The sequence below is a fragment of the Streptosporangium sp. NPDC051023 genome (assembly GCF_040689595.1).
GTDB lineage: Bacteria > Actinomycetota > Actinomycetes > Streptosporangiales > Streptosporangiaceae > Streptosporangium.
Genome location: NZ_JBFBCE010000026.1, coordinates 38,806 through 54,966 on the forward strand (window position 1 = coordinate 38,806; position 16,161 = coordinate 54,966).

Annotated in this window: 22 protein-coding genes; 9 read left to right on the forward strand and 13 right to left on the reverse strand. The window is 66.6% G+C overall.

Annotated features, from left to right (window positions below; genetic code table 11):
• The first annotated feature begins 44 nt into the window (after positions 1–44).
• Both AB0395_RS18845 and AB0395_RS18850 read left to right on the forward strand, forming a co-directional pair.
• Positions 45–1,043, forward strand: a complete 999-nt coding sequence (locus AB0395_RS18845; protein ID WP_366282131.1) for a sigma-70 family RNA polymerase sigma factor — start codon at positions 45–47, stop codon at positions 1,041–1,043.
• Complete coding sequence (locus tag AB0395_RS18850) at positions 1,040–2,422, forward strand: hypothetical protein (RefSeq protein ID WP_366282132.1); 1,383 nt, start codon at positions 1,040–1,042, stop codon at positions 2,420–2,422. The genes AB0395_RS18845 and AB0395_RS18850 overlap by 4 nt, the downstream gene beginning before the upstream one ends.
• A 168-nt stretch (positions 2,423–2,590) precedes the next feature.
• On the opposite strand, the gene AB0395_RS18855 is transcribed toward AB0395_RS18850, so the two are convergent.
• On the reverse strand, positions 2,591–3,064 hold the full coding sequence (locus AB0395_RS18855) for a DUF1203 domain-containing protein (RefSeq protein ID WP_366282134.1): 474 nt from the start codon (positions 3,062–3,064) through the stop codon (positions 2,591–2,593).
• A 79-nt stretch (positions 3,065–3,143) separates the two neighbouring features.
• Positions 3,144–3,977, reverse strand: a complete 834-nt coding sequence (locus AB0395_RS18860) for a class I SAM-dependent methyltransferase (RefSeq protein ID WP_366282136.1) — start codon at positions 3,975–3,977, stop codon at positions 3,144–3,146.
• Between the two features lie 70 nt (positions 3,978–4,047).
• Between AB0395_RS18860 and AB0395_RS18865 the strand changes: the two genes are divergently transcribed.
• Entirely contained in the window at positions 4,048–4,683 is a 636-nt protein-coding gene (locus AB0395_RS18865; RefSeq protein ID WP_366282137.1) for a TetR/AcrR family transcriptional regulator, read from the forward strand.
• Between the two features lie 44 nt (positions 4,684–4,727).
• On the opposite strand, the gene AB0395_RS18870 is transcribed toward AB0395_RS18865, so the two are convergent.
• The 3 genes from AB0395_RS18870 to AB0395_RS18880 all read right to left on the reverse strand — a co-directional run bounded on the left by AB0395_RS18870 (position 4,728) and on the right by AB0395_RS18880 (position 6,760).
• On the reverse strand, positions 4,728–4,940 hold the full coding sequence (locus AB0395_RS18870) for a DUF397 domain-containing protein (protein ID WP_366282139.1): 213 nt from the start codon (positions 4,938–4,940) through the stop codon (positions 4,728–4,730).
• The gene (locus AB0395_RS18875; protein WP_366282141.1) at positions 4,928–5,764 is read right to left on the reverse strand and encodes a helix-turn-helix transcriptional regulator; all 837 of its coding nucleotides are present in this window, start codon (positions 5,762–5,764) and stop codon (positions 4,928–4,930) included. The genes AB0395_RS18870 and AB0395_RS18875 overlap by 13 nt, the downstream gene beginning before the upstream one ends.
• Positions 5,765–6,214: 450 nt before the next feature.
• Positions 6,215–6,760 carry a dihydrofolate reductase family protein gene (locus tag AB0395_RS18880; protein WP_366282142.1) on the reverse strand — a complete coding sequence of 182 codons (546 nt, stop codon included), beginning with the start codon at positions 6,758–6,760 and terminating at the stop codon, positions 6,215–6,217.
• Positions 6,761–7,185: 425 nt separating this feature from the next.
• On the opposite strand from AB0395_RS18880, the gene AB0395_RS18885 reads away from it, so the two are divergent.
• Both AB0395_RS18885 and AB0395_RS18890 read left to right on the forward strand, forming a co-directional pair.
• Complete coding sequence (locus AB0395_RS18885) at positions 7,186–7,530, forward strand: beta/gamma crystallin domain-containing protein (RefSeq protein WP_366282144.1); 345 nt, start codon at positions 7,186–7,188, stop codon at positions 7,528–7,530.
• Positions 7,531–7,874: 344 nt separating this feature from the next.
• Positions 7,875–8,486 (forward strand): hypothetical protein, encoded by a 612-nt coding sequence (locus AB0395_RS18890; protein ID WP_366282146.1) that lies wholly within the window; start codon positions 7,875–7,877, stop codon positions 8,484–8,486.
• A 48-nt stretch (positions 8,487–8,534) separates the two neighbouring features.
• Here the strand turns inward: AB0395_RS18890 and AB0395_RS18895 are convergent, their stop codons facing one another.
• Positions 8,535–9,101, reverse strand: a complete 567-nt coding sequence (locus tag AB0395_RS18895) for a TetR/AcrR family transcriptional regulator (protein ID WP_366282148.1) — start codon at positions 9,099–9,101, stop codon at positions 8,535–8,537.
• Between the two features lie 74 nt (positions 9,102–9,175).
• Here AB0395_RS18895 and AB0395_RS18900 point away from each other — a divergent pair, with 74 nt between their 5' ends.
• Together AB0395_RS18900 and AB0395_RS18905 are read left to right on the forward strand one after the other, a co-directional pair.
• Positions 9,176–9,670, forward strand: a complete 495-nt coding sequence (locus tag AB0395_RS18900) for an FBP domain-containing protein (protein ID WP_366282150.1) — start codon at positions 9,176–9,178, stop codon at positions 9,668–9,670.
• A 42-nt stretch (positions 9,671–9,712) separates the two neighbouring features.
• A complete protein-coding gene (locus AB0395_RS18905; RefSeq protein WP_366282256.1) occupies positions 9,713–10,036 on the forward strand; it encodes a tetratricopeptide repeat protein in 324 nt (107 codons plus the stop codon).
• Positions 10,037–10,200: 164 nt separating this feature from the next.
• Here the strand turns inward: AB0395_RS18905 and AB0395_RS18910 are convergent, their stop codons facing one another.
• The gene (locus tag AB0395_RS18910; protein WP_366282152.1) at positions 10,201–10,413 is read right to left on the reverse strand and encodes a DUF397 domain-containing protein; all 213 of its coding nucleotides are present in this window, start codon (positions 10,411–10,413) and stop codon (positions 10,201–10,203) included.
• Positions 10,414–10,907: 494 nt separating this feature from the next.
• On the opposite strand from AB0395_RS18910, the gene AB0395_RS18915 reads away from it, so the two are divergent.
• Positions 10,908–12,590 (forward strand): tetratricopeptide repeat protein, encoded by a 1,683-nt coding sequence (locus AB0395_RS18915; protein WP_366282154.1) that lies wholly within the window; start codon positions 10,908–10,910, stop codon positions 12,588–12,590.
• Positions 12,591–12,613: 23 nt separating this feature from the next.
• On the opposite strand, the gene AB0395_RS18920 is transcribed toward AB0395_RS18915, so the two are convergent.
• The 4 genes from AB0395_RS18920 to AB0395_RS18935 form a co-directional block, all read right to left on the reverse strand.
• A complete protein-coding gene (locus tag AB0395_RS18920) occupies positions 12,614–12,826 on the reverse strand; it encodes a DUF397 domain-containing protein (protein ID WP_366282156.1) in 213 nt (70 codons plus the stop codon).
• Positions 12,814–13,386, reverse strand: coding sequence for a hypothetical protein (locus AB0395_RS18925; RefSeq protein ID WP_366282158.1), 573 nt, complete (start codon positions 13,384–13,386; stop codon positions 12,814–12,816). Before AB0395_RS18925 ends, AB0395_RS18920 begins: the two co-directional genes overlap by 13 nt.
• Positions 13,387–13,418: 32 nt before the next feature.
• A complete protein-coding gene (locus AB0395_RS18930) occupies positions 13,419–13,544 on the reverse strand; it encodes a hypothetical protein (protein ID WP_366282160.1) in 126 nt (41 codons plus the stop codon).
• A 91-nt stretch (positions 13,545–13,635) separates the two neighbouring features.
• Positions 13,636–14,295 (reverse strand): hypothetical protein, encoded by a 660-nt coding sequence (locus AB0395_RS18935; protein ID WP_366282162.1) that lies wholly within the window; start codon positions 14,293–14,295, stop codon positions 13,636–13,638.
• Positions 14,296–14,576: 281 nt separating this feature from the next.
• Between AB0395_RS18935 and AB0395_RS18940 the strand changes: the two genes are divergently transcribed.
• Positions 14,577–15,005, forward strand: coding sequence for a type II toxin-antitoxin system prevent-host-death family antitoxin (locus tag AB0395_RS18940; RefSeq protein ID WP_366282164.1), 429 nt, complete (start codon positions 14,577–14,579; stop codon positions 15,003–15,005).
• Positions 15,006–15,056: 51 nt separating this feature from the next.
• Here AB0395_RS18940 and AB0395_RS18945 read toward each other — a convergent pair whose 3' ends face one another.
• Together AB0395_RS18945 and AB0395_RS18950 are read right to left on the reverse strand one after the other, a co-directional pair.
• A complete protein-coding gene (locus AB0395_RS18945) occupies positions 15,057–15,500 on the reverse strand; it encodes a PIN domain-containing protein (RefSeq protein WP_366282166.1) in 444 nt (147 codons plus the stop codon).
• Between the two features lie 163 nt (positions 15,501–15,663).
• Positions 15,664–16,110, reverse strand: coding sequence for a helix-turn-helix domain-containing protein (locus tag AB0395_RS18950; RefSeq protein WP_366282167.1), 447 nt, complete (start codon positions 16,108–16,110; stop codon positions 15,664–15,666).
• Between the last annotated feature and the right edge of the window lie 51 nt (positions 16,111–16,161).

Genomic DNA, 16,161 nt, shown 5'->3' on the forward strand with positions numbered 1-16,161 from the left:
ACGGTGTGCTCCCCGGCCGTCGGCGGCACGGCGGTCGATCGATCATGAGCGCGTCGAAACCAACCGTCGACCTCCACAAACAGAAGCTGGCCGAATACGAGCGGACGCTGGGACCCGACCACCCCACCACCCTGGCCGCCCGTGACGACCTGGCCCGCGCCCACCGGACCATGGAACAGAGGGAACAGGCCATCCCCCTGCTCGAACGGATACTGACCCACCGGCAACGGAAACTGGGCCCCGACCACCCCGACACCCTGGCCGCCCGCGACACCCTCACTCGCGCCTACCAGACGACCGGCCGAACGAAGCAGGTCATTCCCCTGCTCAAAGAGACTCTGACCGACCGTCAACGGATACTGGGCCCCGACCACCCCGACATCCTGGCCGCTCACGACGACCTCGCCCGCGACTGCTGGAGCGTGGAACGGGAAGAACGCGCCGCCTCCTCGCCCGGGCGAGTACTGACCGGCTTCACGCGGATGCTGGGCATCGAACACCCGGCCGCGCGAGCGAGGCGGAACGAGCTCAGACACGCCCGCCTTTTCAAGCAGTCGACGAGTTCATGCGTGTCCGAGGTGATACTCGCTCATCAACCGGACCTGATCCGTTTGGCGCTTGCCTTGGTGGGAGCGCGGCGAACGGCCGAAGACGTCGTCCAGGACGCCTTCATCGCGCTCCACCGCCGGTGGGACCGGTTGACGGACTACGACCAGGTGCTTCCCTACCTCCGAACGGCCGTGCTGAGGAGGTGCCGTGCGGTCCATCGCAGGCAGACGATCACCCGCAGGTTCACCGGTGGCCAGGAAGCGCCGTTCTGGTCACCGTGGGCGACTCCCCCGCTGGATGAGACGCACCGTGAGGTGTTCCTCGCCGTATACGCCCTGCCCCGCCGCCGGCGTGAGGCCGTGGTGCTGCGCTACTACCTGGACCTGCCGGAGCCGGACATCGCCGAGGCGATGAGGATCAGCCGCGGAACGGTGGCGTCGGCCCTGTCCCGAGCCCTCAAGACGCTCGCCGCGAAACTGGAGGGAAACCGATGACCCGGGAGATCGAAGACCGGCTCCGCGACGCCTTCACCTCCGGCGCCGATCAACACATCCACGCCGAGCCCCTGCCTCCCGCCAGGAAAACCCTGCGCGCCATCGAGGAAACCCTGCCTCCTGCCGAGAAAACCCTGCACGCCATCAGAAAGATCCTGCGCGCCATAGGGAAAACACTGTCTCTTGCCGGGAAAACCCTGTGTGCCATCGGAAAGGCCCTTCGCGCCATATGGGAAAGCATTCTCTCCATCCCGACGACCGTGCACGATTGGTACCTCCGGCAGACCGAGAACGTCCAGGAGACCCTGCACATTGTAGTCACTTTATCCTTTTTTGTGCCAATTTCTGCATCGCTGGTAATATTCGTCATCCCCTGGGTGACCTCCCTGCTCGGATTTCATTCCGGCCCGTTCCTCATGCTGGTTGGCGATGGCAATGGAGTGACACTCCGCGCCACGAACACCAAAGCGATCATCAGAGGGGTCGAGTTACCCCCTCTCCCGCAAGACTCCGCCCGTGGCCCAGTCGACTACCTGCTCGCCGGGAACGGCAAAGGCAGAGCGTTCTACGTCGCCCGGAGGGCGACGTTCCCCCAAAGGGGGGTGAGCGTCACCTCGTTCCACCGGGTCGAGGTCTACGGCGATACGAACCAAACGCGCACCACCTCCGGCGAGATCCCCACGGTGACCGGCGCGGCCGTTGGCTCCTTCGCTCTCAGCGGTGACGGCTCCTTTCTGGCCTACAGCCTCAACGGCTCCCCTCCGGCCTACGGATTCGACGGCGAGGCGTGTGGCAGGAACGAGACACAGGGGTTCTGCCCCGTAGCGCGGCTCGTCGTCGTCGATCTGTCCACCAAGAGCACACGCTCCTGGGCGGTGGACGGAGCGGAGAGAATCGACAACCTGTCGTGGACGGCCGATCACCGCACCCTCGGTTTCACGGTGAAGTCCGAGGTCCGCGTGCTGGACACGGCCGCCCTGGGCGACACACCGGTGGTCGGCCGTACCGTGGCGCGGAAGGAGGGCGTCATAGCCGCGACGATCAGCCCCGACGGCCGACGCATGCTGGTCGGCCGGACCCGCGAGTCCGGCGGCGACAACCCGCACGCCCTCATCATCGACGAGTACTCCGTCGCGGACGGGGTGAGAACCCGCACACTGATCACCAGCATGAAGATCTACGGTGAGCCCGTTCCCCACTGGAACCTTCTCCGCATCGACTCCACCGGAGAACACCTGCTGATCATGAGCAACCGTTACCCGTTGAGCAGGCTGGACAACGACCTGCACGAAAACGAGATCACTCCCCTGGTCAGCCCGAACGCGTCGGATCCCAACTTTTCGAACTTCACGTCATCCCCGATGTCCGCGACCTGGTGACGCGGCCCGGACGGTGAGGGTTCACCATCGTGAACCCTCACCGGTGTCAGTGGACGCTCATCCTCCAGCCGGATCGTCGCCGCCCCGATCGACCCGGACGCACTGGCCAGGGTCAACCTGGACGCCGTTCCCGGGCCCACACGCGAGGTGACGAGAGCCGACGCCGTCTCAGCCGCGCCGTACCTCGAACTGGAAGCAACCGAACTCGATCGCGCGCACGTGCACCACCGCCGTCTCCGGGTCCTCGAACACCTCCCGCAGCGCCGCGTCCGGGTCCTCACCGGCGGCCAGATAATGTCCCTCCAAGATGTGCCCGTCGGCGGCGTAGGCCCTGAGCATCCGATGTGCCGTGTGCGCCTCGGGCCAGCCCGGCTTCGCACCGGCGCAGTCCCCGGCGTGCACGAAGATCGGCCCCTGCTCGTCGTAGGCCCCCGGATCCACTCCCCGCTCCGCCGCCCAGCGGCGCAGCGGCGCGTACGACAGCAGCGCGATCCGCTCTCCCGCCTCCGCCTTGGTCAGACAGCAGCGCAGCGGAGCACCGGCCTCCTCCGCGACGAACACCCGTGGCGCCCGGCCCGCGTCATCGCCGTCCAGCAGTTCCTTCACGACCACGGCGTCGATCGCCCGAATCTCATATCCCATGCGCCCATCGTCGCCCGGCCCGCTCCCCCGCACCGGCGGCCCTCGGACCTCGCACTTCCCGTTCAGTCCATCAAGCCGGTCAGGCGGCGCCGGTTCGCGCCGCGACGACCGCCACCGTGGCGTAGGACATCGTGAAACCACCCCCGATCGCATCGATGGCGGCCCCGACGCTTTCCAGCACCTCCGCCAGCGTGTCCGGCGGGAGGCGGGTGAGACCGCCGGTGGTGGGCAGCAGGTCCAGCCACTCGTCCCGGGTGTAGGACCGCTGCCAGTCGAACCGCCACCGCTCCGGGTCGCCGAACGCGCCCGCCTCCCGGATCCCGTCGGCGGCCTTGGTGAGCATCTCCTGGTAGATGTCCAGGGCCGGCCTCGTCAACTGGGCGCCGACGTTGAGCGGCGAGTCGGGAACCACCCGCCGGTAGACCTCGGCGAGGGCCTCCGCCACGGCGGGCGGGGGCTCGAACACGTGCCAGAACGCCGCCAGCCTGCCGCCGGGTCGCAGCACCTGCGCCGCCTTGGCCGCTCCCGCGACCGGGTCCACCCAGTGCCAGGCCTGCCCGGCGACGACCGCGTCGAACGACCGGCCTGCCGGGTCCCAGGCCTCGAACGTCGCCGCCTCGACCTCGAGTCCGCCGCGCCGCGCGAACTCGGCCATCCGCGTGTCGGGTTCGACGCCGAGCACCGTGCAGCCTGCCGCCTGGAACTGCCGGGCCTCTATGCCGGTGCCGCAGCCCACGTCGAGCACGTCGGGTCCGGGACTGGCGGCGACGACCCCCTCCACCAGGGCGCTGGGATAAGGGGGCCGGGCCCGGTCGTAACGTTCGGCGTCCACGCCGAACGACTCCGCTATGTGCCTGGCCCTGTGGGGCTCGTTCTCGGAAGGATGAGCTTGCCCGGGAGGTATAGTGACCATGCGCCCACTTTAGTGGGCAAGCGCCCACCGTCAATCGGATTTCGCTGGGCGAGGAAAGAGAGGATGCACGGTGCCGACAGGCGTACATCTCCGCGACCCACGCGAGCAACTGTTCTCCGCCGCCGAACGCGTCCTGCTCAGGGACGGGCCGGACGCGCTGACCAGCCGGGCGCTCACCGTCGAGGCAGGTGTCGCCAAGGGCGTGTTACACCGGCACTTCGACGACTTCGACGCCTTCCTCGCCGAGCTGGTGCTCGATCGCATCGCCCGGCTGGACACCCAGGCCGCCGCCCTGCGCGAGTCCGCAGGGACCGGCACCGTCGCCGACAACCTCACCGGCGCCCTGACCGAGCTGTTCTCCTCCGTCGCGGTGGCGATCGTCGCGCTCATCACCTTCCGGGACGGCCTGCGCGCCCGGCTACGTCAGGCCGGGCTGACCGGCGTCCCGCTCGCGAGGGAGGCCGCGGTCATGATCGCCTCCTATCTCGCCGTGGAGCGCGACCTGGGCCGCATCGCGGCCGACGCCGACGTCGACACGCTCGCCCCCACGCTGATCGGGGCCGGGCACCTGCTGTTCGCCGACCGGAAGAGCACCCCGCCGGACGCCGAAGCCGTTCGCAGGATGGTGACCACGGTCATCGCCGGTGTCGCACGAGAACCGCACCCCCGAACCAGCGACAGCGAGCGGCTGAGCACTCCCGGGTGACGTCGCCCATGTGCTCGCCCCGCTTGAGCGCGAACGTGTCCGTGTCAGTCGAGGCGCCCGTGCTTGATCGCGGTGGTGAAAGCGGCCCAGGCGTCGGCGGTGAGGACGAGCGCCGGGCCGGCGCGATCCTTCGTGTCACGAACGGCACGACGCCCACCGGAAAGGGCCGCGACCTCCACACAGTCGCCCCCGTCGTGGCCGGACAGGCTGGACTTGCGCCACCGGGCGGAGGAGAGGTCCCGGGTCAGGTCGTCCATCTGCGCATCGTCTCCTTGATCAGGTTGAGCGACTCGCGCCGGGGCAGGGCGTCCGCCCGGATCGAGTCGTGAATGAATGCCAGGTTCTTCAGGTCGCCGGACCTGTCGCTGACGGGGTCTTCGATCCGCTGCGACTCGATGTAGGCCACGGAGCGCTCCCCCTTCGACAGGTCGGCGATGGTGAAGCTCCCCAGCAAGCCAAACACGCTTTGCGCCCCGTAGGGAAGGATCTGCAGGGTTATGCGGGGGTTTTCCCCGGCCTGCAGAAGCCGCTCGAACTGGCCTTTCATCACCTCCGGTCCGGCGACGGGCCGGTGCAGCACGCTTTCGTCCAGGACGACCCAGAGCAGCGGGGAAACGGGCCGCTCCAGGATCTCCTGCCGCGTCATCCGGGCCGCGATGTACTCCTCGATCTGATCGGCGGTGGCGTCGGGATTGCGGCTCAGGAAAACCCGCGCGTAGTCCTCGGTCTGGAGCAGGCCGGGAACCATTGACAGTTGCCAGATGTGCAGTGACTCCGCCTCGCGTTCGAAGTCGAGCCATGGGCGGAACCAGCGGGGCAGCTGGTCGGCCGCGCGGTTCAGCCGGTCGAGCAGGTCGGTCAGCTCCCGGCCGCGGCCCAGGGCGGCGTCCACCTTGCGGGCGAAGTCCAGGCTGGGGGCGCGGCGGCCGTTCTCGATCATGCTGACCTGGCTGACCGACATGTGGACGAGGTTGCCCAGCTTCTGCTGGCTCAGCCCCGACAACAACCGGACCTTACGAAGCTCGGCGCCGAATCGAATGCGGGGGGACGCGTATGGGTCTGGTTCCGGTAATGCGGTCATCTCCGGCTCCTCTCGCCGTTTCCGATCGTGTTCTTGGACGATATCCCGGAGAACGATCGGGAAAAGAGGAATTTCACACACTGTGAACATGGCGCGAAGTCTGTAAGCACTATTCGGCGACAGGACCGATCACAGATCGAAAGGGGGCTCCGTAAACACCCCCTTCCCTACTGCCATTTACCGGATATAAGCCCTTTTACATCGGGCTCGTAATCACCCAAAACCAGGTTGCGAAACGAATGCGCCGGCCGGGCCCCGGAGTCCGGGCAGCCGTACCCGTCGTGGCGCCGATGGCAGACCGCCGATCAGGTCCCGGTCGCATGTCCCGCCGATCTGCGATCAGGACCCAGGCCCGATGACAGGACATCTCGATCGGCCGGTGCCTCCGTGACCGGCCGGTGCCGCCATGACCACGGACTCGAACCATGGCGGCGTCCCGCGGGGTACCAGTCAGCCCGCGGCCGGAACGTAGGCCAGGTTGAGCACGCCGGTCTGGAACGTCTCGGACTTGACCAGCTTCAGCGCGTGGGTCGGGGTGCCCTCGAACAGCCGCTGACCGTGACCGACGACGATCGGGTGGACGAGCAGCCGCAGCTCGTCGAGCAGCCCGTTGGCGAGAAGCCACCGCACGGTCGTCGCGGAGCCGGACATCTCGATGTCGCCGTCGGCCTGCTCCTTGATCTCGCGCAGCTTGGCCACGACGTCACCGGAGACGACGGTGGTGTTGTTCCAGTCGGCCTTCTCCAGGGTGTTCGACACGACGTACTTGCGGGTGTTGTTGATGAACTCGGCGAAGTCCTGATCCGCTTCCGCCGTCGGCCAGTACGCCGACCATTCGTCGTACAGCTTGCGGCCCATCAGGAACCCCGCCGCCTCCTGCATCCCCGCCCCGATCGCGGCGCCCATCTCGTCGTTGAAGTACGGGAAGTGCCACTGGTCGGGCGCCTCGGTCACGCCGTCCAGGGAGATGAAGAAGTTGGAGACGATCCTGCCCATTGCTCTGCTCCTTTGTCGTTGGGGTAACGAGAAGTGACACGTCAGCCGCGGCCCTGGCCGACCGGCTTTCTCGTGACGAGCTTCTCATCCGGCACCGACAATGTGGGAGGAGCGAGCCTGCCGGTGTGCTCCGTACGGCCTCCGGCCCCGGCGCCCGTCGCGCGTACGACGACCGAACGGCACCGTGTCCCGGACCCCGGGCGCCGACCGCGCGATCCCCCGCCATGACAATGACCGCGACGGGGGTCAGAAACGAACACCGCTCACACCTGGTCAGGGCCTCAGGCCTGTTTGGCGAAAATCCCCGAGACGAACAGAGAGTACACATGGCAGGAAAAAGGTGCTTTCTGGCAGTGAAACGTCTGGTAGGCGCAGCAGCGTCCAGCCGATAGTTGGATTCCTTCACAACGACCGGCAGGAGAACCATGCGTAAGATAATCGCATCAGCACTTTCCGCCTCCGCCATCGCGCTGGGCATGATCGGAATGACGGCGACCCCGGCGGCAGCGGCCCAGGCGATGGCCTGTGACAACACCTCCGGCTATCTGAAAATCCACAACGACATTTCATCGACTCACTGCTTCGCCTACGCGGGCCACCTCGACGTTTACATCACCGGGGTCCGGCATATCGAATCCGGCAACAACAAGGTGAAGATCGACTACAAAACGTGCGCCTGGTGCCCCGAGAACGTGATTCTGGAGAAATGGCAGAGCTGGACTCCCCCGACCCTGCAGAGAGTCACGGTCGAGGACATCACCATCTATTAGGGCCTGTACGGAGTTGAGATCAGAGGGAGCCGCGGGGATGGTCTTGGGAGGCGAGGACGAAGGCGTGGACACTCCCCATGCTGACGTCGTCTTGGCGCACAACGGGAAGTCGGGCTGAAAACTCTGCTCTGGAGAAAGCGCTCCACCATCAGGGTGATCTGGACAAGCGGAGCCACGGGGGTTTCTGGCTCTAAGATCACGTCAGGGTAGGTTCGTGCGCCTGTCCCGTTCCTGAGGACGCATCACCTTCAGCGGGCAGGCCGTCACGACCGACATTCGGGTTTCACGGGTTGAGCGGCAGTAAGGTCACCGGTCGCTGACGACGAACAGGGAGGCCAGGTCTCATGAGCCGCACGATTGTTCTGCGCTTACTCGCGAGCCTCCCATTGTTGGCCGGCGGCGCTGGGACGGTATGGGGAGCCGCGTTCACGGTGAGCGGCATCGTTCAGGGCCGCCACGTCGTCGCCGTGTACGTCGACCCGATACCGCACAAGCTCCCCTTGAGCGTGTCGACGGCTACGGACATGTCCACCGGACCGATGTTCAAGCCGCCGAACATCCTGATGGCGACGCACCCCACTCTTGCCGAGACCGTACTTTCGCACGGCGGCGCATTGTTGGATGGTCTGTGCGCGGGGCTTGCCGGTCTGCTGCTGCACAGGTTGTTCCGATCGGTTCTCCATGGGCGCCCTGCTCATCGCCGCAACGCCGCACGGCTCGCCTGGCTGGCGGTGCTCTCTTTGGTCGTCGGCGTGGCCGGGCCGATCATCCCGTTTCTCGCCTCCTCCATGGTCCTTGACAGGGTCAAGCTCGCGGACGCCTGCACTCCGGCCGCCTTGTATTCCAGACTTTCTATGATCTTTGTTCTCGGGGCGATTCTCCTTTTCGTGTTGGCGGAGATCTGCCGGAGCCGTGCGGAGTCAGACGAGTCGCGTCCCCTCGGGCACGCGACGTGACCGAGCGCCGGATTCGATGAGGGAGCCGCCCTTTCGTGCTCACGGCTTTCAGGCCGACGGCCAGTTCTTGAGGAGGGCGTCGAGGGCGTCGAGGATTCTGTACCACGAGGTCTCCACCGAGCCCGAGTAACGGAACCCGCCCGCCACCTCCAGGCTCACGTATCCGTGGAAGGTGCTGTGCAGCAGCCGTACCGCGTCCGTCTGCGCGGGCTCCGGCAGGTCGTAGCCGCGCAGGATCGCCCGCGTCATCTCCGAGTGCCTGGCCGCCGCACTGGTGGCCGCCGTCTCCGGGTCGAGTTCGAGCCGCATCGCGGCGTATCTCCCCGGATACTCCTTCGCGTAGCCGCGATAGGCGTTCGCGAAGGCCACCAGCGCGTCCTTGCCCGCGCGGCCGACCAGCGCGGCCGCGGCCCTGTCGGCGAGCTCGGCCAGGGCCAGCATCGCCACCCTCACCCGCAGGTCCTGCGCGTTCTTGATGTGGAAGTACAGGCTCGCGTCCGTGACGCCGAACCTGCGCGCGAGCGCCGAGACGGTCACCTTCTCGAAGCCGACCTCGTCGGCCAGGTCCGCCGCCGCCAGGGTCAGGCGTTCGGCGGTCACCCCCGCGCGTGCCATGTGCCACCCTTCTCACGTACTTAGAGGCTTTAAGTGTTTGCTTAATAGTCCTAGGGAAGCTAACTTCCCCATCTATGAGACCAGTTACCGAGCGCGACATCCGCGCGTCGTTCGTCAATTGCACCAAAGGGGAGGCGAAGCGGCTGGCCGTACCCAGGGATCTGGCCACCCGGCCCTGGGACGACCTGGACTTCCTCGGGTGGCGGGACCCCGCCTCACCGGAACGGGGCTACCTGGTCGCCGAGTCCGGCGACGGGTTCGTCGGGGTCGCGCTGCGGCAGGCCGTACCGCACGCCGGGCACGTGCGACGCAGCATGTGCTCGTTCTGCCTGACCATGCACACCGGAGACGGCGTCTCGCTGCTGACCGCGCGCAGGGCGGGCCGGGACGGCCAGCAGGGCAACTCGGTGGGCGCCTACATCTGCACCGACCTGGCCTGCTCGCTCTACCTGCGCGGGAAGAAGGAGGTCGGGCCCGGCGGACGGCTGCACGAGTCGCTCACCCTGGAGGAGCAGATCGAGCGGACCGCGGCCAACCTGTCCGGCTTCCTGGACAAGGTGATCGGTTGACCACGCACACATTACGGGCCACACCAAACACGAGAGAGAGGCATTGGTAATCCCCCCCTCACCCACCTCAATCTCGCCACCGCCCACCAGGCGGCCGGACGGGTGGAACAGGCCATCCCGCTGTTCGAACAGACGGTGGCCGACCGTAAACGGGTACAGGGCTCCCACCACCCCTATGCCCTGGCCAATCGCCTCGACCTCGCCCTCGCCTACTGGTCGACCCGAGACGCGGACCGGGCCATCCCTCTGTTGAAGCAGGTGCTGGCGGACTCCAGGCTGATGCTGGGCGTCAAGCATCCGGTCACGCGGGCGGCGATAAAGGCGTTCAAGCGTGTCCGCGCCGCCGGTCGGCCAGGGAGTTCGTGACGTCGCCTGATCGGCCGGTGAGAACGTCTTCGCCTTCCGAGACAAGACCGCCGAACCCGTACGGCCGCCACCCGGTCGCCGACTAATCCCCCGCACAGCGTGGTTCTCCCCGGCCGTCGGCCCCGCCCGGCGATCCCGGCCGGGGAAGTCCGCTCACGTCGCCGTCAGCCGAGACGGCCGTCCTTGATCGCCGTGGTGAGGGCGGTCCAGGCGTCGGCGGTGAGGACGAGGGCCGGGCCGGAACGGTCCTTGGTGTCACGAACGGCACGACGCCCACCGGAAAGGACCGCGACCTCGACGCAGTTGCTTCCGTCGCCGCCGGACAGGCTGGACTTACGCCACCGGGCGGCGGAAAACTCGCGGGTCAGATCGTCCATCTGCGCATCGTCTCCTTGATGAGGCCGAGCGACTCGCGTCATGGCAGGGCGTCGGCCCTGATCACGCCATGTCTGCATATTAAGCTTTTCACCTCCTCCGACCTATCCCTCACTTCCCTCATCGATCCTCACCGGTGGCGGCGAACGCTTCACGACACCACCGTCAGACGACGTCGACGGACCATCTCATGGGCGACCTCCGATCAACGAGCGATGACGCCGACAAGCAAACGCATTTCCGGCCCCCTCCATCTCACCCTTCGCATTTATGCCACAAATCGCTACAGCATTACGCCGTGTCCCTTTATAGTGATTTATTGCTATTTAGCATCACCACTCCCGCCGGCCGGTATTCGCATCGAAGATGAAACCATGACGGATCCGCGAAAATCATCGCGTAGGGGTCGGCTTTCCGCGGCCTCGATCATGTCGCCAGAGACAGTGCGTACAGCGACGTTCCCCTGGGCCGACGGCAACGCGGCGGGGAGGCGATCATGAGCACATCGAAATCGATCATCGCCCTGCACCAACGGGCGCTGGCCGAACACGAGCGAACACTGGGCCCTGACCACCCCTCTACCCTGGCCGCCCGCCACAACCTCGCACTCGCCCACCTGCAGGCGGGGCAGCCGGGACAGGCCATTCCTCTGCTCGAGCGAGCGGTGGCCGACTGCGAGCGGGTGCTGGGGGCCGACCATCCCGACACCCTGTCCAGCCGCTACAACCTCGCCGGCGCCTACGCCGCGGCCCAGCAGCTGGACAAAGCCATCCCGCTGTTCGAGCGGGTGGTCGCCGACGGCAAGCGGGTACTGGGCGCCGACCACACCGTCGTCCTGAACAGCCAGAACAACCTCGCCAGCGCCTACGAGGAGGCGGGACAGATAGAGCAGGCCATCTCGCTGTTCAAGCGGGTGGTCACCGACAGCAAGCGAGCACTGGGCGCCGACCACCCCGACACCCTGGTCAGACGAAACAACCTCGCGAACGCCTATATATCGGCGAAACGGACGAAGCGGGCCATCCCATTGCTCGAGCAGGTGGTCACCGACAGCGAACGGGTGAAGGGTGCCCGCCATCCCGACACCCTGGGCGGCCGCAGCAACCTCGCCAGCGCCTACGAGGAGGCGGGACAGATGGAGCAGGCCATCTCGCTGTTCGAGCGGGTGGTCGCCGACTGCAAGCGAGCACTGGGCGTCACCCCTCTCTTCACCGCGGCCAACCGCCACAGCCTCGCGAAGGCCTACCAGGCGACCGGGCAGACGGACAAGGCCATCCCCCTGCTCGAGCAGTCGATGGCGTTTCTCAGACGAGAGTTCGACGCCGACCATCCCACCGCCCTGGACGCGTGCCGCAGCCTGGCGGACGCCTACCGGGCGACCGGGAGAGCGAGGCAGGCCATCCCCTTCATCGAGCAGGTGCTGGCCAGCCAGCAACGAACGCTGGACGCCGACCACCCCGACATCCTGGCCGCCCGCAACAGACTCGCCATCACCTACCAGGAGGCAGGGCAGCGGGCGCAGGCCATCCCCCTCTTCGAGCAGTCGGTGGCCGACTGCGAGCGGGTAAAGGGCGCCGACCACCCCGACACCCTGGTCATCCGCGGCAACCTCGCGGACGCCTACCAGGTGATCGGGCAGACGGACAAGGCCATCCCCCTGCTCGAGCGGACGATGGCCGACTGCGAGCGAACACTGGGCGCCGACCATCCCGACACCCTGGGCAGCCGCCACGACCTGGCCTTCGCCTACCGGACAGCGGGGCGGGTGGAGCAGGCCCTCCCCCTGTTCGAGCAGGTGCTGGCCGGTCGGCAGCGGATGCTTGGCACCGACCATCCCGATACCCTGATCGGCCGCAACAACCTCGCCCTCGCCTACCAGGCGACTGGGCAGACGGACAAGGCCATTTCCCTGTTCGAGAAGACGACGGCCGACTGCGAACGGGTGCAGGGAGCTGATCACCCCGACACCCTGGTCACCCGCAACAACCTCGCCCTCGCCTACTGGGCAGCGGGACGGGAAGAGGAGGCCATTACCTTGTACGAGCGGATACTGCCGGACGTCAGGCGAGTGCTGGGTAGCACCCATCCGACCACGCGGATGGTACGAGAGAACCTCAGGCTCGCCCGCGCCACCGGACGGCCAAGAAGTTCGTGGTGGCGTCACCTGATCGGCCGGTGAGGGCGCCTTCCTCCCAGCCGTGGTCAGCCAAGACACCCGGTTTTGATGGCGACAGTGAGGGCGGACCAGGCGTCGGCGGTGAGGACGAGGGCCGGGCCGGAACGGTCCTTGGTGTCACGGACGGCACGACGTCCCCCGGAAAGGACCGCGACCTCGACGCAGTTGCTTCCGTCGCCGCCGGACAGGCTGGACTTACGCCACCGGGCAACGGAAAGCTCGCGGGTCAGATCGTCCATCTGCGCATCGTCTCCTTGATGAGGCCGAGTGACTCGCGTCGTGGCAGGGCGTCGGCCCTGATCACGCCATGTCTGCATATTAAGCTTTTCACCTCCTCCGGCCTATCGCTCACCCGATCCTCGGTGCTCTGGGAATCGATGTAGGCAATGGGCGGAGCCTCGCGCGGCATCTCCGCGACGACGAACAGGAGATTACTCCGGAGAGTCATCGAAAATAGCGGGAGTTCACACACTGTGAACATACTGTGGAGCCATCGACGCTCTTCGACGAAAGAAGGCCTCCGCAGCCCGGGAAACCGCGTACGCCGCCGCCTTATCCGGAAGTCAGCATCGAATATCCGAATTTCCGTGACATAAAACTTTATGGCAAAGACGTGGACCAGCACCCGCAGCCTTCTCGCCCCGGGGTTGTCGCGTGTTCGGTCCGCCGGCCACCAAACCCGTGCTGCTGCGCCGACAACCCCGGAGACATCGAGTTCTTCGAGGTTCACCAGCCCGCCGACGGCGTCGGGCAGGGGGATCGGCTTTCGGGACGGATCCACCGAGAAGTCGTACGTCATTTTCCCGGCGACGTTCAGGACACGCGGCCTCGTCAGGCCGCGGCCGGGGCGGGCAAGGCGGCCAGGCCGCACTCGCGGACGGACAGGTGCTCCAGCTCCGTCAGCGTGCCGATTCCGTCGGGCGGCGGCCCGATGTCCTTGCCGTCGAGGATGAGCACGCACAGCCACGGAAGGCCATGGAAGGTTGAGAATCTCCGCGGGAACGCCTTAAGCCTGCCCTCTGTCAGGTGGAGCCCGGTCGCGCGGGCATCACGGGTGCGGGAGACCTTGTCGAGGCTTGCCGTGAAGGCTCCGGGCGCCGGGGAGCAGGACAGGGAGTCCGGCCCGCAGCCGGTCGAGGAACTTGTGGACGATGATCGAGTCGTACTCGGAGTCGACGACCTCGGCGACGAACGACGCGGCGATGTTCTCTCTAGAGAAGTCCGCGTCGTCGACGTAATCCATGTTGTCCACCCGGTAGGCGCCGGGGGCGTTCACCCGCAGGTCGTGGTCTGAGTTGATCACCCATGGAGTCTCGATCTCACCGGTCTCCAAAGTGCCGTCGTTGTAGTAGCCGTAGACGAGATGAGTGAAGGCGCCGTCTTTGACGTAGATCTCGCAGTCGCCGCCTTCCAGGGTCTCGGCGCGGGTGAAACCGCCCACGTAGAGTCCCGGGGTGTACTCGTACAGGGCGATCTGCCCGGTCACCGTGAGGTCTCCGGCGACCGCGATGATGTCGGCCTCCTGCCCGTCCGCCGCGACGACGGACTCCAGGAAGTCCCCGTCGAGCACGTCGAGCACAAGGTCGCCGTCGAAGAGCAGGACGTTCTCGTAGCTGCCCTGGAAGCAGAACGAGAGAGCACCGCCGAGGCGCGCGTCGGCGTCGGCGTCGGCGAAGGGCAGTAACTCGGAGACGGAATCAATGCTCATGCGGGAAACCGTAGCCGCACCGGACGACACTCTTGGGTGCAGGGAGCCGGGCGCCCGATGGACCGTGTGATGCGGGTGGATGCTCCGTACGGCATGACCGAACCACAAGGGATCAAAGGGCAGGAATCAAAGGCGCATACCCATACAGAACGTCCTCGCAGAAGGCCGCAGGTCCACCCCGGGACGCGGAGATTCTGCCTTTTGTCCCGGGATCGTCCCACGCGTGCCGGACAGTTCGCTGCCACGCCGAGAACCTTTGGCGGTGACCAGCCGCCGGGCCGGTGTCTCGAAGTCCAGCCAGGGACGAAACCACCGGGGCATCTGGTCGGCCTCCCGGGTCAGCCGGTCGAGCACGATGCTCCGCGCTCACAGAGTCCAGAACCTTGGCCGATGTCCCGGCCGGACCGGCATCATGGTCACCGTGGACATCATTCCGATCAGCGAAGCCAAGGACCGGCTGGCAGAGCTCGCTGACCGGGCGCCCCCGCGAGCACGACCGTTTCATCCTCACCCGGAATGGACGACCGCACGCTGGGATCGTGTCCGTGGCCGAGCGTGAGTCTCTTCAGGAGATGCTGAAGACCCTCGCCGCCCCGGAGATGCGTGCCGACCTGGTCGAGGCCACCTCCGCCGAGGCACGAGGCGAGCTGACCACCGAAGAGGAGATGACCGCCATCATGGTGGCTCGCCTTGCCCAGCCCGGCGTGTGAGTGATCGCTACACGGTCCTTCCGCCCCCGCCTCAGGAAGGAACCAGTGCGCTCAGCACTCATCCAGTACGGCGGGCAGACGTCCACGGATACGTCCCGCAAAGCGGGACACCCCGGCTCTGTCCAGCGCGTCGACGACAGTCAGAACGGTCATGGGCGGGCGCCTCTTTCCAGCCGCCACCCGGGCCAGAACGTCCATCACTTCGCGAGGACTCTGACTCAGCAACGAGCACAGGTACGTGTCGGGGTCGGTGACGGTCACCCCGTACCGACTCAAGAAGGTGGCGGGAAAGTCCGCGAGGTTCCAGGTGACCAGGGTCCGGGCATGGCCCGCGATGGCTGCGGCCATGTGGTGACAGTCGTCCGGATCCGGGCCCTCCATGTGGTGGAGCAGATACTTGTAATCATCCTCTGGAACATGGGAGTCGGCGAAGAACTCACGGATCACTCCGCCGATACGTGCCGCCGCGGGGGCGGAGCGCCGCCCCTCACGCACGATGACCCGTTCCCACTCCTCCAGTCCTCCAGCAGGTGATCACTCCAGACCACGGTGTGGACGGCGTCCTCGGTCAGGGCGAGCATCAGATCCATCAACGAGAAAGGGAACAGCACGTTGGTGTCGACGAAAACTCTCGCCATCGGCTGAGCACTCCCGCAGGTCAGTAAGGCAGATCCGCCTCTTCGGCAGCCTCAATGATCCTGCGACGGCCCTCGGCGCGCCGCTCGCGGCGAGCCTGGAACTCCAGGACATCCGTAAGGCGGACCAGGCGATGACGGCTGTCGGGCAGATGCTGGGAGGGAATCTCCCCCTCGTCGAGCAGACGGGCGACGAAGGGCCGCGACAAGCCGAGCATTTGGGCGACCTCGTTGGGGGTCAGTCGCGTCTCCACGGGAAGGGCGAGAACGGCGTTGCCCTTCGCGAGGTCATGGGCGGCGGCCAGCACGAGGCCGAGAAGCGGCCGGGGCAGCACGATGTCACACCCGTCGGACGAACGCAGTATCAACTGCGCCTGCTCGGCTACGTTCTCAAGATGGGCCAGCAGCTTACGGTCATCACTGTCAGCCTCGACGCGAGCGGCATGAGCGAGTACCCCGGTACGTGCCACGACCCCTCCCAGGCAGATAACTGTAATAAGTGTAACCATTGCGTGGTCGGA

Bases quoted from the DNA above. Each gene is read 5' to 3' on its own strand.
- AB0395_RS18845 (WP_366282131.1), top strand. From the start codon at position 45: ATGAGCGCGTCGAAACCAACCGTCGACCTCCACAAACAGAAGCTGGCC.
- AB0395_RS18850 (WP_366282132.1), top strand. From the start codon at position 1,040: ATGACCCGGGAGATCGAAGACCGGCTCCGCGACGCCTTCACCTCCGGC.
- AB0395_RS18855 (WP_366282134.1), bottom strand. From the start codon at position 3,064: ATGGGATATGAGATTCGGGCGATCGACGCCGTGGTCGTGAAGGAACTG.
- AB0395_RS18860 (WP_366282136.1), bottom strand. From the start codon at position 3,977: ATGGTCACTATACCTCCCGGGCAAGCTCATCCTTCCGAGAACGAGCCC.
- AB0395_RS18870 (WP_366282139.1), bottom strand. From the start codon at position 4,940: ATGGACGACCTGACCCGGGACCTCTCCTCCGCCCGGTGGCGCAAGTCC.
- AB0395_RS18875 (WP_366282141.1), bottom strand. From the start codon at position 5,764: ATGACCGCATTACCGGAACCAGACCCATACGCGTCCCCCCGCATTCGA.
- AB0395_RS18880 (WP_366282142.1), bottom strand. From the start codon at position 6,760: ATGGGCAGGATCGTCTCCAACTTCTTCATCTCCCTGGACGGCGTGACC.
- AB0395_RS18885 (WP_366282144.1), top strand. From the start codon at position 7,186: ATGCGTAAGATAATCGCATCAGCACTTTCCGCCTCCGCCATCGCGCTG.
- AB0395_RS18890 (WP_366282146.1), top strand. From the start codon at position 7,875: ATGAGCCGCACGATTGTTCTGCGCTTACTCGCGAGCCTCCCATTGTTG.
- AB0395_RS18895 (WP_366282148.1), bottom strand. From the start codon at position 9,101: ATGGCACGCGCGGGGGTGACCGCCGAACGCCTGACCCTGGCGGCGGCG.
- AB0395_RS18900 (WP_366282150.1), top strand. From the start codon at position 9,176: ATGAGACCAGTTACCGAGCGCGACATCCGCGCGTCGTTCGTCAATTGC.
- AB0395_RS18910 (WP_366282152.1), bottom strand. From the start codon at position 10,413: ATGGACGATCTGACCCGCGAGTTTTCCGCCGCCCGGTGGCGTAAGTCC.
- AB0395_RS18915 (WP_366282154.1), top strand. From the start codon at position 10,908: ATGAGCACATCGAAATCGATCATCGCCCTGCACCAACGGGCGCTGGCC.
- AB0395_RS18920 (WP_366282156.1), bottom strand. From the start codon at position 12,826: ATGGACGATCTGACCCGCGAGCTTTCCGTTGCCCGGTGGCGTAAGTCC.
- AB0395_RS18925 (WP_366282158.1), bottom strand. From the start codon at position 13,386: ATGACGTACGACTTCTCGGTGGATCCGTCCCGAAAGCCGATCCCCCTG.
- AB0395_RS18935 (WP_366282162.1), bottom strand. From the start codon at position 14,295: ATGAGCATTGATTCCGTCTCCGAGTTACTGCCCTTCGCCGACGCCGAC.